Origin of the sequence: Lysinibacillus sp. FSL K6-0232 (assembly GCF_038008325.1) — a bacterium.
In the GTDB taxonomy this organism is placed as follows: domain Bacteria; phylum Bacillota; class Bacilli; order Bacillales_A; family Planococcaceae; genus Lysinibacillus.
This window is the reverse complement of record NZ_JBBOYW010000001.1, coordinates 2,436,744-2,453,039: the sequence shown is the minus strand read 5'-3', so window position 1 is coordinate 2,453,039 and position 16,296 is coordinate 2,436,744. Positions and strand designations below refer to the sequence as shown.

The 16,296-nt window shown below is 36.7% G+C and carries 11 protein-coding genes and 3 pseudogenes; 12 read left to right on the top strand and 2 right to left on the bottom strand.

Annotation, left to right across the window (positions count from 1 at the left end):
* The first annotated feature begins 9 nt into the window (after positions 1 to 9).
* Together MHB42_RS11950 and MHB42_RS11945 are read left to right on the top strand one after the other, a co-directional pair.
* A complete protein-coding gene (locus MHB42_RS11950) occupies positions 10 to 2,280 on the top strand; it encodes an ATP-binding protein (protein ID WP_340806399.1) in 2,271 nt (756 codons plus the stop codon).
* 213 nt (positions 2,281 to 2,493) lie between these two features.
* The gene (locus MHB42_RS11945; protein ID WP_340806398.1) at positions 2,494 to 5,370 is read left to right on the top strand and encodes a hypothetical protein; all 2,877 of its coding nucleotides are present in this window, start codon (positions 2,494 to 2,496) and stop codon (positions 5,368 to 5,370) included.
* A gap of 165 nt (positions 5,371 to 5,535) precedes the next feature.
* On the opposite strand, the gene MHB42_RS11940 is transcribed toward MHB42_RS11945, so the two are convergent.
* Positions 5,536 to 5,922: a rhodanese-like domain-containing protein gene (locus tag MHB42_RS11940; RefSeq protein WP_340806397.1), complete on the bottom strand. Its 387-nt coding sequence runs from the start codon at positions 5,920 to 5,922 to the stop codon at positions 5,536 to 5,538.
* A gap of 169 nt (positions 5,923 to 6,091) precedes the next feature.
* Here MHB42_RS11940 and MHB42_RS11935 point away from each other — a divergent pair, with 169 nt between their 5' ends.
* The 10 genes and pseudogenes from MHB42_RS11935 to MHB42_RS11895 all read left to right on the top strand — a co-directional run bounded on the left by MHB42_RS11935 (position 6,092) and on the right by MHB42_RS11895 (position 14,866).
* Positions 6,092 to 6,922 (top strand): lipoate--protein ligase family protein, encoded by an 831-nt coding sequence (locus tag MHB42_RS11935; RefSeq protein ID WP_340806395.1) that lies wholly within the window; start codon positions 6,092 to 6,094, stop codon positions 6,920 to 6,922.
* Positions 6,923 to 7,108: 186 nt separating this feature from the next.
* Positions 7,109 to 7,906 (top strand): annotated as a pseudogene (locus tag MHB42_RS11930) (ribonucleotide reductase N-terminal alpha domain-containing protein); the annotation flags it as partial.
* A 260-nt stretch (positions 7,907 to 8,166) separates the two neighbouring features.
* A complete protein-coding gene (locus MHB42_RS11925) occupies positions 8,167 to 8,751 on the top strand; it encodes a hypothetical protein (protein WP_340806393.1) in 585 nt (194 codons plus the stop codon).
* Positions 8,667 to 8,858: a DUF559 domain-containing protein gene (locus tag MHB42_RS20685; protein WP_445299978.1), complete on the top strand. Its 192-nt coding sequence runs from the start codon at positions 8,667 to 8,669 to the stop codon at positions 8,856 to 8,858. Before MHB42_RS11925 ends, MHB42_RS20685 begins: the two co-directional genes overlap by 85 nt.
* 228 nt (positions 8,859 to 9,086) lie before the next feature.
* Positions 9,087 to 9,740 (top strand): annotated as a pseudogene (locus tag MHB42_RS11920) (hypothetical protein); the annotation flags it as partial.
* A 243-nt stretch (positions 9,741 to 9,983) separates the two neighbouring features.
* Positions 9,984 to 11,111 (top strand): annotated as a pseudogene (locus MHB42_RS11915) (vitamin B12-dependent ribonucleotide reductase); the annotation flags it as partial.
* A 525-nt stretch (positions 11,112 to 11,636) separates the two neighbouring features.
* Positions 11,637 to 12,020, top strand: a complete 384-nt coding sequence (locus tag MHB42_RS11910) for a topoisomerase (RefSeq protein ID WP_340806391.1) — start codon at positions 11,637 to 11,639, stop codon at positions 12,018 to 12,020.
* A gap of 752 nt (positions 12,021 to 12,772) precedes the next feature.
* A complete protein-coding gene (locus MHB42_RS11905; protein WP_340808584.1) occupies positions 12,773 to 13,057 on the top strand; it encodes a hypothetical protein in 285 nt (94 codons plus the stop codon).
* A 465-nt stretch (positions 13,058 to 13,522) separates the two neighbouring features.
* The gene (locus MHB42_RS11900; protein WP_340806390.1) at positions 13,523 to 14,194 is read left to right on the top strand and encodes a serine/threonine protein kinase; all 672 of its coding nucleotides are present in this window, start codon (positions 13,523 to 13,525) and stop codon (positions 14,192 to 14,194) included.
* Between the two features lie 216 nt (positions 14,195 to 14,410).
* Entirely contained in the window at positions 14,411 to 14,866 is a 456-nt protein-coding gene (locus MHB42_RS11895; RefSeq protein ID WP_340806388.1) for a DUF4362 domain-containing protein, read from the top strand.
* Between the two features lie 247 nt (positions 14,867 to 15,113).
* On the opposite strand, the gene MHB42_RS11890 is transcribed toward MHB42_RS11895, so the two are convergent.
* Positions 15,114 to 16,292, bottom strand: coding sequence for an iron-containing alcohol dehydrogenase (locus tag MHB42_RS11890; RefSeq protein ID WP_340806387.1), 1,179 nt, complete (start codon positions 16,290 to 16,292; stop codon positions 15,114 to 15,116).
* Between the last annotated feature and the right edge of the window lie 4 nt (positions 16,293 to 16,296).

Here is a 16,296-nt window from a genome sequence, read left to right as displayed (position 1 = left end):
GTACTGGGTATGTATTTATTAAATGTTACATATAGTGAGCCTGTTTTAAGTATGAAGGTACAAAAAGAAGATGGACAATGGATTTTAATTGAGCCATATTACAGAGAGTGGGCTGAGCAACATCAAATTAAAACAGGTGATATTATTTTAGAAGTAAATGGAGTAGAGCCAGATTATCTCCATGATTTAAAGTATGAACCTGTAATTCGATCAGTTAGAGAACTAACTATTAAAAAATCTAACGGAGATACTAGTAATTTAAGAGTAAGTTTATTTGATATACCTCAACAATTTTATTACGTTTTAATAGTTCCTTCTTGTTATTTTCTACTTACATTGTTTATCACTTTGTATTTATACTATAAACAAAAAAATACGATTCTTATAAATCTATTAATTCTTTTTACTTTAACAGTTTCTTTAGCTTACGTTAGTAGCGGAGCAGCTAGTCGATTAAATGCTGTAGGAATTATCATTAATCGAGGTAGTATGTTACTTTGTTTAGCAATACTGACACATTTTATGAAGTCATATTTTGAATTTATTGGTTTAAAATGGATATTTATTAAAAAAGCTAGTATATTTTATATTTTTCCTATAATAGGTGTATTACTCAGTGTTTTCAGCATCTTATATCCTTCTACTCATTTTCAAAATTCATATATTATTCTAGGGTTATTTTTCTTTCTATTGTTAGTGATTCTTGGAATAATAATAGTAGGGTATTTTAAATATAGAACGCCACAATTAAAAATACTACTAAGTAGTATTATTATCCCGTTTTTACCATTTTTATTTCTCTATGCATTACCTCAAATTCTATTCAATAAACAATTGCTGTCAGCCGATATATGCTCAATATTTTTAATGCTCATCCCTTTTAGTTTTATTTTCACACAGCTTACTGAGCGTATATTTGATATGGAGTATTTTATTTCTAGGCTGCGTTATTATTTTAATTTTTCTTTTGCCTTTACCCTTTGGCTATTATTAGGGCTTTATGTCTTAACAGATTTATCAATGACGCGCTTAACGGAGATTTTCTTTTTTGCTTTTCTTTCATTAATGGCGTTGTTTTACATAAAAGAGCGGGTTGATTATCGCAAGCGCAAGATTCTTTTCTCCACAAAGGGCGACTATATTCACCGCCTGTATACAACCGTTGATAGTATTGGAAGAGTTGTGAAAATTGAAGATTTATTGGAGCGGTTTGTGCAGGAAGTAATTCTTCAGCTTGAAGTGGAAAATGTTTCAGTGCTTACCTACGATTTTCATACGCACCACAGTACCTTAACAAATCAACCCAAGGCATATAAGCAGTATGAAATTGATGAGGGATTGCTGGAACGGTTGAGCTTGGGCGACATTCAAAAAACAGAGCATTATTATATAGCCTTTATTCATCAAGATACTCATTATAAACGAATGCTCGTGATTGATCATTGCCAAACGATTTATCTGAAGGATGAAGAATTGCTATGGCTTGAGCTATTGCTACTGTACTTAAATAACTTTATTGAAAATACGAAAATGGTAGAGGAGCTGTTAGATCAGTTAAAGCATATGAAAGAAGCTGATAATCAACAGCTACCATGGTTGAATAAATTACTATGGCTACGCTTTGAGGAAGAGAAATATCAATTGGCACAAGAGCTGCATGACACGATTTTACAAGAGCAACTTCATATAGCAAGAGAGATGGATGTTCTCATACATGCCAAAGATACAGAAGCTATACCATCGCAGCTTGTGAAAGTACATGAACAGATGGTGACCTCGTTAAATGATTTAAGAGGCTACTGTGAAAATTTAAAGCCGCCGTTATTGGATACATTGGGATTAAATGCGGCACTTGAAAAACTGATTCAAAAAATTCATAAACGTGCTGATTTTTTATTGATTTATACGATGGACCGTCTGTATTTAGAGGATGAGCGTTTAAATTTAATGATTTATCGACTTTTCCAGGAGCTACTAAACAATGCACTGAAACATTCCTACGCTGATACCGTTGAAGTGCATTTGCTGGGCACTGAGGAAGGCTTTGAAATTATGTATACGGATGATGGTGTAGGCTGTAATATGGATGATATTATCCTTGCTGATTCGATGGGGATTCGTGGGATGCAGGAGCGTGTTCAAGCCTTTAATGGCAAATTTGCGTTAGATACGAAAGCTGGAGAAGGGATGACCATTCGCATTCAAGTAAGTGAAGCAAATAATCCTCAACCTTATGCATACAACACATTAAAACGTCCTACTTATACGATCCGAGGATAATGCAATCTTTTTAACCTTTTAATCACTTCATAGTTGCTATGAATGTAGATTAGAAGGCTTTTATTTTTTTAACATGATACAGCAAAATAGTACAAGTGTAGCAATGATAATTTAGGAAGAAATGCACCTTTTAGAAAAATATCCTCTAAACAAAGGAAATATTGGAAGTAGAGCCGATATAATTCATTAGATGGATAGAGGAGGTTATTAGTAGTGAGTAAGAAATTATTTTTAACAGCAGCAACGATTTCTTCTGTAGCACTTGTTGCTCCAACAGTAGCGGGAGCGACAGAAACGATTTCAGTCACAGGGCAGAATATAGTCAATAAAGTATTAAAGGTGGATCAATTACCAGCTAATACGATTGTTAGTAGCTATCAATGGTATTATCTTGAGCAAATTGACAGTGAAGATGGTTCCCCTACAACAACGAATAAACCAATTGCTGGGGCAACCTCTGCATCCTTAACAGTACCTGTAGAGGCTGCAGGCAAGACGATTTTTGTCGAAGCTACTACAACAGAAGGGCAAAAATATCAAAGTGCCCCACGGACGATTCAACAGCTCAATCTAACAATTGCACGTCCGACATTGGAGGGCTATGCAACAGCCGATTTTGTTGCACCAGGGGAAACGATAAAAGTAGCAGGTGCGAAAGTAACAGATAGAGCAGGTGCTACTTTACAGAGTAGTCAAATTACATATAGTTATCAATGGTTTTATCAACTTGGAGAGAATGCCTTTACGATTATTGAAGGAGCTACTGGTAGTACCTATACAATACCAAAGGATGCTGTTGATAAGGGCATCAAAGATATTATTGTGAAAGTAAAGGCAAAGGTTGGCGACTCTATTGTAGAATCAGATTTTTCGGATGTTATGACAGTGTCGAAAGCGCCAATCGATACATTAATGAATGATATTCAGGCATTGCTTGTTCATGATAATCGTTATAATGTGTCAAGCCTAGAATCGTTTAAGGCACAAGTAACAACACTGGAAAGTAAGTATCAGGCTTTATCGCCAGCAGCTAGAGGCAATGTGTCCAATTATGAGGTGTTAAAGCGAGCGCTTGCAGATGTAGAGCTAGTTAGCAGCTTAAATGATAAGATGGATAAAATCGGGGAGGTACAGGAGAAAAACCTACCTAAATATATTCAAGAATTGACAGAGGCATATGAGCAATTGGATTTATTGCAACGCAGCTTAGATGTAGAGGATGCACTGTATACAAGCATTAAAAGCTTACAAAATGAGCCAAATGATGTAGAGGAAGTACAGGAAGTTAGAAGGATTCAGCAAGCAATTGTTCAATTACTACGATACGAAAATTCGTATGTGCGATATGTAGCTACAGATAAAGATGCTTTGCAGCAGCTTATTGCGACGATTGAAGCGGATATTGCTAAATTATCACCACATTACCGTGCGGCTGTACAAAACCAAGCTATTTTACAGGAAGCTAAAGCGGATAGTAAAAAGGTGGAGCAATTTCTAAAATTGTTTGATAAGTTATCACCAAGCAATACACCAAATAAGCAAGTAACGGCTGCAAAATCCATTCGTGCTGCCTATGAGAAATTAACGTATAAACAATTGCAGCTAGTACCAGACGCCTATATACAGCAGTTATTGCTGGCAGAGGGTGCAGAAGAAAGTCAAATCGACGCATTAAATCGTGATATTGAGAGCTATATTGGAGAGGATGCTTATCCCATTCATCCATCTGCTAGTTCATGGCAAAGTCATGTCAATAATGTCAATCGCATGATCAAGGAGTATAAAGGCTTAACGAAAGCCTCAGCAGCTCAAATTACAGACTATAATAGTCTGGCTACGCTACAAAAGGATTTAAAGGTAGCTGAAAAAGTGATTAAAAGTATCGATGCTTATCAAAAGCTGGCTGAAGTAGCGGGTGTCAAGGAAAGTAAGCTGCAATCAAGTTATACGAGTACATTGAAAGCTTATCAAAAACTAACCACTTTGCAGCAATCGCTTGTCTATAATGCAGATGATTTTTTACTCAATACACCAAAGGTTTCAGTGGATGGCAATGAGAAAGTGCCTGCTGATGTAGCGGCTGCAGAGGCATTAAAGGCGGATATTGCGAAATTTGCAAATGTCACAAGCTATACATTTGTCCAATTAGAGGCAGCGGTTGACGCAGCATCAGCAGCTTATAAAGGTTTATCCGCAGCGGCACGGAAATATGTGACAAATTATCATTTATTGACAGCGGCGAAAAAGGATATTTCAGGTGTGCAATCCTTCCATAAAAAAGTGCAGGCTGCTAGAGAGGAAACAGATGCTGCGAAGCAGGCGAAAAAAATTCAAACCGTGCAAAAGGCATATGCGAAATTACCTGCCAATCAACAATATTTAGCGAAAGCACAATATGAGGCTTTATTAAATAATCGCATTATTGATGAGCATGCACCAAGTACGACACAGCTTAATGCTGAGATTGCACAAATTGTTGCAGGAGAGCAATATAATGTGTCGATAGCGCACATTCAGCAGCTTTCTACGCAATATAATCGCTTAAGCGCAAGCGATAAAAAGCTAATTACTCATTATGCGACATTAAAAACAGCACTTGCTGATGTAAAAAAGGTTGAATCCTTTATGAAACAATATGATAAATCGTTTCAAAAAAATCCAAGCACGGTTATTAAGGCATTTGCAAAGCTAACAGCTAAACAAGTAAGTCTTATTGAGCCAGCGATTAGACAAGCAATTATAGCAAAGCAACAGGAACAACAGCAAACAAATGATAGTGCTTTAAGCGTGATTGAAGCTATCAATGGGCTACTTGTAAAAGGAGAGTATACTGCAAATTTACAGGAAAAGGTACAAGAAATTCGTACAACCTATGATGCATTGAGCGAGGCAGAGAAGAAGCTTATTAAAAATTATGCAAAGCTTACACAGGCAGAAAGTGATTTAAAAAAGGTGGAAGAAGTTCATGCCTTATATGTGCCAGCAACAGAGGATAATAATAAGGCTCGTAAAGCTTGGCAAACTGCCTATAGTAAGCTTTCGAAAAAATTAGAGCTGCTGTATAACAATATGTACGCAACAGATATATAAATAGCTGGAGCTGACTTCAACGGAAATGTCGAAGTCAGCTTTTTCTTTTGGTTTTATAAAGTATCAGGAGTATGATAAACCAAATAGTAGAAACTCTACAACAGGGCGTTATTAATAAAAAAAGCCGCCTCCTAGTGCTTTGAGACGACTTTTTTCATAGAAAATTTAATATTTTTTTGCTTTTATTTTACCTGTCCAAGTTTTGAAGCCACCTTGAAGTTGGTAGATTTGGTTGTACCCACGTTTTTTAAGAAATAGTGCAGCACGTGAGCTACGGCCTGTATTTTGACAGTATAAGTATACTGGTAAATCTGGGCGAATTTCTTTATAACGCTGACGTAGTGTTGTGGAAGGAATATTGCGTGCACCAAGAATATGACCAGCATCAAATTCCTTTTGCTCACGCACATCGATGAGCTGTGCTTTTCGATAGCCTTCTATAAATTGTTCTTGTGTTAGGTTTGTGACGGCTTTTTTGAGTCGTAGTGCATTAATACCGATATATGCAATTAAGACTACTAAAACGACACCGATTGTGATAAGTATGTCCAAGATTTTCTTACCCCTTTCTATCTTCTTTATTATTATAAAAGATGCGCTAGCGATAGTCCAATGAGTTTGATAAAATTAACTAGGTTGTGGCAGATTTAGTCGTGCTACAAAAGTATATATGTAACATGAACGCCTAAAGTATTATTTTATATTTGTAGGAGATGAAAAGATGACAACTTGGTACTTTCTAAATTCAGGAAAATGTAGTCCTTCTTTTAATATGGCATTAGATGAGGCATTGCTGGATTGGCATAGTGAGGGATTAATTCCACCAGTGATTCGCTTTTATGAGTGGGAGCCTGCGACATTATCGATTGGTTATTTTCAACAAGCGAAGCGCGATATTAATTTAGAGGCTGTACGTGAACAGGGCTTAGGCTTTGTACGTCGACCAACAGGTGGACGAGCTGTGCTGCATGAGCATGAGCTTACATATAGCGTTATTGTGACGGAAAGCTATCCGAATATGCCCGAGTCTGTGACAGAGGCATATCGTGTGCTAAGTGAAGGAATATTGCAAGGCTTCCATAACTTAGGAATGGATGCTTATTTTAGTGTGCCTAATACAGAGGAACAAAGAGCAGACTTAAAGAGTCCAAAAAGTGCAGTATGCTTTGATGCACCAAGCTGGTATGAATTAGTTGTTGAAGGGAAAAAAGTAGCAGGAAGTGCACAAACACGTCAAAAAGGTGTTATTTTGCAGCATGGGGCTATTTTATTAGACCTCGATCAAGAGAAATTATTATCAGTCTTTAATTTTTCTAGTGAGGAAGCGAAGGAGCGTATGCGTAGAAAGCTACCAGAAAAGGCAGTCGCAATTAACAATCTTGTTAAAGAGCCTGTAACGATTGAACAATGTGTGACAGCTTTCCGCGATGGCTTTGCAAAATCGTTGCAAATTGACTTAAAACCATTTACACTTTCTGAGGAGCAATTAGCGTATGTGCATGCACTAGAAGAAAAAAAATATGCATGTGATGAGTGGAATTTTAGGAAATAAAAAATATTTTTTCGCACCCAAGCCTAGTTGTAACAAGTAGTTCTAAGTCTATGAAAAAAAGCAAGAGTTGAATTAAAAAACTATATATAGTATCTTTTTTAAAGACAAATACACAATATGTAGTGTTTAGCAACACGCAATATTGTGTATTTATTTTGTAACACAGAAAACAAGGGAGGCAAAACGATGGTACTCACAAATCATCAACCCGAAGTAAACAATTCATTTGAACAGTTAAACAAAGATATTGAACAATTCCCGCAGGTTCATCCAGTAACGCCTGATATGCATATTACACATAAAGGTGTATCAAGACTGGTGATGATTGATCGCTATTCATTTAAAGACACAGAAAAGAAAACACTCAAAGCTGGTGATTTTGTTGTTTTAACGGTCAAAGCTGATCCAAAATTCCCTGCGCGTGGTTTAGGGACAATTCAAAAACTGGACATGTCTTCAAAGACGGCAGAAATTTTGATTGAGGAAGATTATCGTAGTGCTTTAGATGATCCAAAAGAGCAAGAAACGGGTATGATTACGCGTTCAATTGACGTGATAGAAAAGCCTCTTGAAATTTTTTATGAACAAATTGCCAAACGAAATGCAACAGGGCTTGCTGCTGTTGAAAAAACACCAGAAAAACGCCAAGAATGGTTTGAAAAATTTTATAAGCAATTAGTATCCTTGAAATTTGTTCCAGCAGGGCGTGTTATTTATGGAGCAGGCTCTGAAACAGATGTGACATTTTTCAATTGTTACGTGATGCCATTTGTCGCTGATTCGCGTGAAGGCATTAGTGATCACCGTAAGCAAGTAATGGAAATTATGAGCCGTGGTGGTGGTGTTGGTACGAATGGCTCAACACTACGTCCGCGCAACACATTAGCACGCGGTGTTAACGGCAAATCCTCTGGCTCTGTTTCATGGCTGGATGATATTGCAAAACTGACCCACCTTGTCGAACAAGGAGGTTCGCGCAGAGGTATGCATTGTCTAAGTGCTTCTGCGTAAACAAACCTCGTGAATTGCTGGGAACTCTTTAATGGAAATATGATCACTTTTAGCGAGGTGAAAAATATGGAAGTTTATAATGCGAAACAACCTCAAACTTGTTTAATATGTAACAAGGCTGGTTTACAGCTCATTTGAAAAAAGAGCACAATTTAACATTAGACAATTACTTATTATCTTATTTTTATCCCATTGAAATGATTACGTGCCAATATCCTCTATGTACTAACATCGTGAAGCTTAGACGTGGTATTCCTAATCAATTTTGTAGTAGAAGTTGTCGTGGAAAGGGAGAGCCATTAAAATGCGTAATTTGTGGTAAGCGTTTTGATGGAAAACATCGTCAAACGAAGACTTGTAGCAAGCAATGTACAAGTAAGCTTAGATCTCAAAATACGAGTAAATGGCATCAAGAAATGCCTTGTGAACTGAAAAAGTCTCATTTTGAAAAAATCATTTCCAAAACAGCACAAACACGAAAATTAAATGGAACACCTTCATGGAATAGTGGTAAAACAGGAGTGTATAGTCAAGAAACGATTGAGAAAATTCGACAAGCTACTTTAAAACAACTAGAAAGAGAAATATTTCGAAAAACAAGTATTGAAAAAATCGTTGAAGGCTTCTTGATTGAGGAAGCTATTCCTTACCAATATTCATTTATTTTGCAAGGAGCGCAATTTGATTTTCTGTTAGTAGGTACGACAATTTTAATCGAATGTGATGGGGACTTTTGGCATGGCAACCCCAAATTTTATTCCACTTTTTACGATGTTCAAAAAAGAATTATGATGAGGGATATGGAAAAAATCAATTAGCGGAAAAATATGGCTTTACATTACTCCGCTTCTGGGAAGATGAGATCAAAAACGATTTTGAAAATGTTAAACAACGCATTATAAATGCACTGCTAGCTACAACGTAACTGGGAACGGTAAGCGTGAATGCTTGAAAATAGCAGTGGGATAAAGACAATCAGCAGCCAAGCCTCTAAAAAGAGGAAGGTTCAACGACCATCGAAAACACGCTTATAAAAGCGGAAGTGAGTAGAGTAGGAGTGAAGCCACTCCGAAGTGCGAGGGCATCTATAATGATGTAAGATATGGTCTCAACGTCTATGGTGACATAGAGAGTGGGTGTAGCGAACCCGCGCAAGGAATCGGCACAAATGATAATGCTGGCAGATTGGCACCCTGATATTGTGGAATTTATTATTTCAAAAATGCAAAATCCACGTATTTTACGGTACTTAATCGAAAATACAACAGATGAAACGATTATTCGTCTTGCAAAAGAAAAATTAAACTTTAAGCCGTTAACGGCACAAGAGGAAGCGATGTATCAAGGCATCCTGAACTATAAAAATATTGAAGGCTTAGGTGGATTTGATACGGCGATTATTCGAGAAGCTGAAAATAAATTGCGTGATGGTGGAACATATACGGTTCATAACCCAGAGTTTTTAACAGGCGCAAATATTTCTGTAACGCTGACAAAAGAATTTATGGAAGCTGTTGAAAACGATGCTGACTTCGAGCTTCGTTTCCCAGCCGTTGAAGAATATACAAAAGAAGAAATGAACATTTACAACACAGAGTGGCATAAAGTTGGCGATGTGCGTGAATGGGAGAAAATGGGCTATAAAGTGCGCACGTACCGTACAATTAAAGCAAAAGAGTTATGGAACTTAATTAATGTTTGTGCAACATACTCTGCAGAGCCAGGTATTTTCTTTATCGACAATGCTAATGATATGACAAATGCGAAAGCCTATGGGCAAAGCGTTGTAGCAACAAACCCGTGTGGTGAACCTCGCCTCACGTTAAAAATTGCGGGATAAAGCGGGAAGGCTGTGATGCTAATCCGAACCGAAGGCTAATGGTAAAGCGTTAGTCAGGGGCAACGCATACCCAGTGATCCTACCATGTAGACTATAATCTGGGCACGAGACCGCAACATTACAAAAATAGGTAATGAAAATGTATGCTGAACTTACAGGAACTGAACTGTAAGAGCTAAAGGATAAAAAGCCTTTAGGATAACAATATTGGAACAACCACTTGCACCATACTCTGTGTGTAATTTAGCGGCTGTTAACCTTGCACAGTTTGCAAATAAGGACAATCAAACAGTTGATTATGAAGCATTGCGTGAAACAGTACGTGTGGGTGTTCGTATGCAGGATAATGTAATCGATGCGACACCTTATTTCTTAGAAGAAAATCGTGTACAAGCACTTGGCGAGCGTCGCGTTGGCTTAGGGGTAATGGGCTTAGCTGACTTACTTATTTACTGTGAAAAGGAATATGGCTCAGAGGAAGGTAATGCGTTAGTCGATGAAATTTTTAAAACCATTGCTGAAACGGCATATGAGGCGTCTACAGAGCTTGCCAAAGAGCGTGGTAGCTTCCCATTCTTAGTAGGTGCTACAGACGAAGAAACAGCTCGCTTACGCAAAGCCTTCACAGAAACAGGCTTTATGCAAAAAATGCCTGTTCATATCAAGGAGCAAATTTTAGCAACGGGTATCCGTAATTCACATTTATTAACGGTTGCGCCAACTGGATCAACAGGCACAATGGTGGGAGTAGCAACAGGTCTTGAGCCATACTTCTCCTTCACATATTACCGTTCTGGTCGTCTAGGTAAATTTATTGAAGTAAAAGCTGAAATTGTCCAAGAGTATTTAGAGCGTCATCCAGAAGCAAATGAACAGGAGCTTCCTGAATGGTTTGTGACAGCGATGGAGCTGAAGCCAGAAGCACATGCGGATGTTCAATGTATTATTCAAAAATGGATTGACTCATCTATCTCTAAAACAGTGAACGCACCAAAAGGCTATACAGTAGAGCAAGTGGAAAAAGTTTATGAGCGACTATATAAAGGTGGCGCTAAAGGCGGTACGGTTTATGTAGATGGTAGCCGCGATTCACAAGTTCTAACACTAAAAGCGGAAGAAAATGATATGGATCAATTATCATTTGAAGAGGAATTAGTGGAGGAGCATACAACACGTCCAGTTGTTTTAGTCGACACAATTCAAGCATTAGAATCCACAACAGTAATTGGCTCAGACGTAGGAAATACATGCCCAGTTTGTCGTAAAGGTACAGTCGAAGAAATGGGTGGCTGTAACACATGTACAAACTGTGGTGCACAGTTAAAATGTGGTCTGTAAAATAGTAAAGAATGTCTATTTGTAGAATTGAAATAAAGTCGTAGCGTTTTACCCCTTTAGATTATAGTTGTCTAAAGGGGTGTTTTTATGTCCAAAAGAGCAAGAACATCATAAGTTGAGAATAGAAAAATGAAAAACAAAACTTAGAAATGCTAAAGTGAAAATAAGCAAAGTACCTATTTTAGGCATCGACCAGTTAGTTTAGCTGAATTTCAAAACGTGCCATCTATTGGTAATAAATTAGAGCCGTATATAAGTCTAAAGATGAAGGGAGCTATGTTGTGTGAATATGCAATAACAATGGGATTTTAATCTTACCAGTTGAATGAATAAAGGTATGTAAAACTGTAGTATAAATGCAAGACAACTTCTTAAGTTACTGATTACAGAAAGCAGCTAAAACTTAGTAAATATTGATGATGAGGAAATGTTACAAGGAAACTTAGTGATATAAAGTATCGTCAAACTTATGTATGGAAAATTATTGCGGAATATGCACTTTATTGTTGAAAGGGGAAATTAGAAATGATGAAAAAAGCTATAATTTCAGGAGTTGTATGTTCAATTTTGTTAGTTGGGTGTAATGGAAACGAGAACGAAGAACAAGTTCAAGTATTAGAAAGCGAACAAGGCATAGTAGAGGATGAGCAGGGAAATTTATTATCAGAATTAAAAAATGACATCATAGTATCTATTACAGAACAAACGGAACTTGATAGTGAGTCAATAGCAATAATGTTAGGTGGTAATATTGAAGATATTTCTGTATCAGTAAGTTTCCCGAAGGATGTAAAAGTTGATAATACAATGATTCAACAAATAGTTAAAGATTCTATTAAGAATGCTTCTAAAACAGCAAACGTAACAATTCGCGAAGAAAATATAACAGTAAACATTGAGAAATATTAACGGAGAAGTTCTTAAAGGATGCTATTAACCCTTAAAAGTCCAGTTGCTTTATAAGGTTGAAAAAATGTACTTAAACAAACGGGGATTTTAGTAAAACAAGGATTTATAGAGAATCTAAAAAGAAGCAAAAACGCTCTAGCAATGTCCCCCGTTATTAACGTTCATTGGCAATCAAATTCAATTTGATGAAATAGGAGCAGGTGCGTTAACCGTTGCTAATGCAAATGGATGTGGCGTTTTGATCATCCATTCAAGACAGGTTCACAATGTTCATCAGTTAGTAAGTAAAGGAGAGAAAAACAAAGGTGTCTGTGTTCCTACTGGCAAAAATACTTGGCGGTCTTGGATTTGTGTTGATGCTAATCAAAATTTTATTCTTTACAACAGAGAAGAAGGAAAGTGAAAAGTATCTAATTTACACACTTTTTCTTCTTATTTTTTCTAACATTTGCATCTGGGTTGTTGCAGCAGCTAATTCCTAAAGGAAAAAGGTGGAACCGTTAATATAATATGTACCCTATAAGATAGCTACTTTCAAAAAGGTCATCTTACAGGGTATTTTTGTTTATCGCCTGCAATATACAGACAGCAGCTTCAACAAGTTGCCTAACTTTTTTTAATGGAGGGTACATTTTAAACAAGGAACGTCCTTTAATGATCAGTCTAAATTTCGCAATAAGATAACTGGACCTTTTAATATAAATTCGTAAATAAATGTTAATCTTAAATAAAAATATAATGGAGGTATAATGATGTGGTTAATATTAGGATGTATTGCCATAGTAGCAACTTTTATAAATCTTTATATGTATAAAACAGGAAAAGATTATAAACTTGCGATGGCAATGGGATTATCATTTACAGCATTGACACTCTGTGCAGAATATAGCCTTGTATCTCGGTGGGTAAAAGTGGAGGATTGGTCAGCTTTAGGGGATGTAGTACCTAGTATGGAAAAGGCATTATGGTTTTTGGCAATTGTTTCTATCTTACTAAATATAGCTCCTATACTGTTAGAACTAAAAAATAAAAAATAATTACGTATTGTCGTATTATTTCTATTTTGTGGGATAGCCATTGTCAAAAATATGCTTCTTGATTCATTTGTCCTGCCAACTCTATTATTTGTGCCAAGGCTGGCTAACACATCATCGTCTTTATCAACTGATAGGTGAATCACGTTCCACCCAACTTGTGCGTCCTTTACTACATCAAAGGCATTTTCAATGAAAATTCCAAATAAAATGACAAAGTCATGATGATCTCGGTTAGGTGGAAATGTTATGAAGCGACCTTCACATTCATAAATAAGAGAAGGAATTTCAATAACGTATCTGGTTAGTTTAAGAGCAAATGGATGTTATACTTTGTTTAGGAGGTATGCAACATAATAATGCAAATAGTGCTCCCTAATCCTTTACAGGTGTGCCAGTTATATAGAAGCTCTATTATAGTAATTGGATAGTGTAGTTTTCTTCAATGCTAATGACGGGAGAGATAATATGGAAAATGACTGGGACAAAGCTATAGGTTCTCTTTCTAAAATTAAAGTTTTTTCAAATCCAAATAACGAGCCAGTAACCATAAGTGGTGAAGCTGATGATTTAAAGTGTATTGGTGTCGGGACAGATGCGGCTGTTTTTCAGGCTCTTTCTGCCCCAGCTTATGCATTTAAAATATATGCTAAGGACAAAGTACACAAAGTACAAGTTGAAGCAGATGTTTATCAACTATTAGAGGGCTCACCTTTTTTCCCAACATGCTTTGCTTCATCTGACGAATATCTCGTTTTAAGTTATGAAGAAGGAAAAACACTCTTTGACTGCATTTTACAAGGTGTTCACATTCCTGAACAGATTGTAAAAGAAGTGGAGGATGCAAGAGAATATATACGGAATAAGGGCCTAAATCCCCGTGATATTCATTTAAAAAATATTTTACTACAAAACGGGAAAGCGAAAATAATTGATGTTTCTGAATATACATTACAAGGTAATGATTGTCGATGGGAGCATTTAAAAAAAGGCTATGAGCAATACTATCATTTAATAGATGGAATTCCTGTGCCGTTTTGGTTAGTAGAAACGATTCGAAAGTGGTATAACCAGCGGGGAAGGAATTCTTCATATGAAGAGTTTACAAAAAATATGTTAAAATTTTTGTATAAAAAATAATAGATTAGGAAGCTACAGCCTGCAAAAGCCCACTGATGGAAGATTCACTAAGTGCTTTTACTTATAATGAAATTTGATGAAAATCATCTCAGCTCTAAAATTTTATAGAGGTGAGATGATTTTTTGTTTGGAAATTTCTATATTGCATTACCGGTGGAACAATTAAGCGAAACGAAGACAATAGAAATACGACTAATTTTATAGAGGGGGATATGTGTGAAAAAGTTTAGCTTAATGCTGTGCGTAACCTTTTTATCAATAGTTTTACTTGGTTGCCAAGAGGAAGCTGAAATGAGCGATCAGAAACAAGCTGATTCTTTGGAAGAGGCATTGGCAAATGGAGATGTCGTCAATCTTCACGGAAAAATTAGTAACTTAGAGAAATTTACCAGCTTTATAGAAAATATTCAAAAAGGCGCTAAAGATGCCATTCGTATCACAACCTATACGATTGAAGGGGATCCCATTTATTATCATTTAGATTATGATGGTGACAAAATACAATATACGTATGATAATTCTCAAGATAAATATGCGGGTTCTGGAAAAGGAGCCCAAAGCACGACCTGTTCTACTATAGCATCAAGAAGTGATGATGAAGGCATTGAATACTATTTAAGTGGGTGCTCTTCAGAAGTTGGAGATTCCTTTTATTTTCGATATTCACAATAGGAAAAAGTAGAAGCTTTATGAAATAGTGTACTTCTAGCTATAGTGGCTTAAGGAGATGTCATCAAACATCTATAAATGATTGTATGTTGCCCCCTTTAGATTATCTTTGTCTATAGGGGGCGCTTATTTTTTAGCAAACCTTTATTATTCTTGTACCTTTGACATATGGACAAAGGTCTTTTTAAAAAAGAGATTTTAATAGGACAGTTCCAATCTGTCCAGAAAGAAGTAACACATCACAAAATAACTATTTATTTTCTGTAATGATGCCATTGAATGCAGATTGATAGATTGTAAAGATATCCTTTGCTAATAAGGTCATAGGGCTACGTGCTAAAATTCGCTTTTGCTCCAATGCCGCCGCTGTTAAATGCTTTAATGCCTCCTCAGGAATATTAAATTCCCTTAAGGTAGACGGAATATTAACGTCTTTAACGATTTTTTGTAATTCCTCCACGCAACGATAAGAGGCCTCCTCCTGCGATAAATATGCTGTATGAAAGCCCATTATTTCATAAATATCCTTCATGCGTTTTTCACAGCTTTGGCGAATATAGCCCATCACATAAGGAAGGAGCACTGCATTTGATTCTCCATGTGGGACATGGAATTGCCCTCCAAGTGGATAGGCGAGGGCATGAACACCTGCAACCCCAGCATTAAAGAAGGCAAGCCCAGCAAGATAACTGCCATAACTCATATTTGTACGAGCTTCTTGATTGCTACCATCTGCAACTGCAGTACGAATGGATTGCGTAATTAAACGAATAGCCTGTATAGCCAATGCGTCCGAAATAGGGCTTGCATTTTTTGAAATATAGGCTTCAATGGCATGTGTAAGTGCATCAATTCCTGTTGCAGCAGTAATATTAGGTGGAAGAGAAACCGTTAGTGCAGGGTCTATAATAGCAACATCTGGTAATAAATAGTCATGTGCTACAACATCTTTTGTATTTTCTAATGTCAAGACAGCGATATTGGTTACTTCAGAGCCTGTACCAGACGTTGTTGGTATTAGAATAGTGGGAATCCCTTTGCTTAAGATTTTTTTTGTACCAGTTAAATTTAAATAATCTGCCACAAATCCTTCATGCACAGCAAGTACACCTGCTAGCTTAGATAAATCTAATGCACTACCCCCGCCAATCCCAATAATCATGTCAAATTGATGCTGTCGAGTGTAGGCTACTAATTTTTCTGCGAGTGCTAGTGAAGGCTCTGCTGCCACCTCAGTGTATAGTTCAATGCTATAATTTGCATTGATTAACGGTTGAATGGCTTGAGTAGTTAAGCCAATTTTTATTAACGTTGGATCAGTGACAACAAGTATTTTCTTTGCCTGTAGTCGTTTTACCTCTGCCAATAAGTGAGATAATGAATGCCAGCCTGTATAGTTAAGAGGTGTGAAAGTAATTTTATATACCATATAC

What these genes read in the sequence shown, in the direction of transcription:
- MHB42_RS11950 (WP_340806399.1), top strand. Translation starts at nt 10, where the DNA reads ATGTATTTATTAAATGTTACATATAGTGAGCCTGTTTTAAGTATGAAG.
- MHB42_RS11935 (WP_340806395.1), top strand. Translation starts at nt 6,092, where the DNA reads ATGACAACTTGGTACTTTCTAAATTCAGGAAAATGTAGTCCTTCTTTT.
- MHB42_RS11910 (WP_340806391.1), top strand. Translation starts at nt 11,637, where the DNA reads ATGATGAAAAAAGCTATAATTTCAGGAGTTGTATGTTCAATTTTGTTA.
- MHB42_RS11905 (WP_340808584.1), top strand. Translation starts at nt 12,773, where the DNA reads ATGTGGTTAATATTAGGATGTATTGCCATAGTAGCAACTTTTATAAAT.
- MHB42_RS11900 (WP_340806390.1), top strand. Translation starts at nt 13,523, where the DNA reads ATGGAAAATGACTGGGACAAAGCTATAGGTTCTCTTTCTAAAATTAAA.
- MHB42_RS11890 (WP_340806387.1), bottom strand. Translation starts at nt 16,292, where the DNA reads ATGGTATATAAAATTACTTTCACACCTCTTAACTATACAGGCTGGCAT.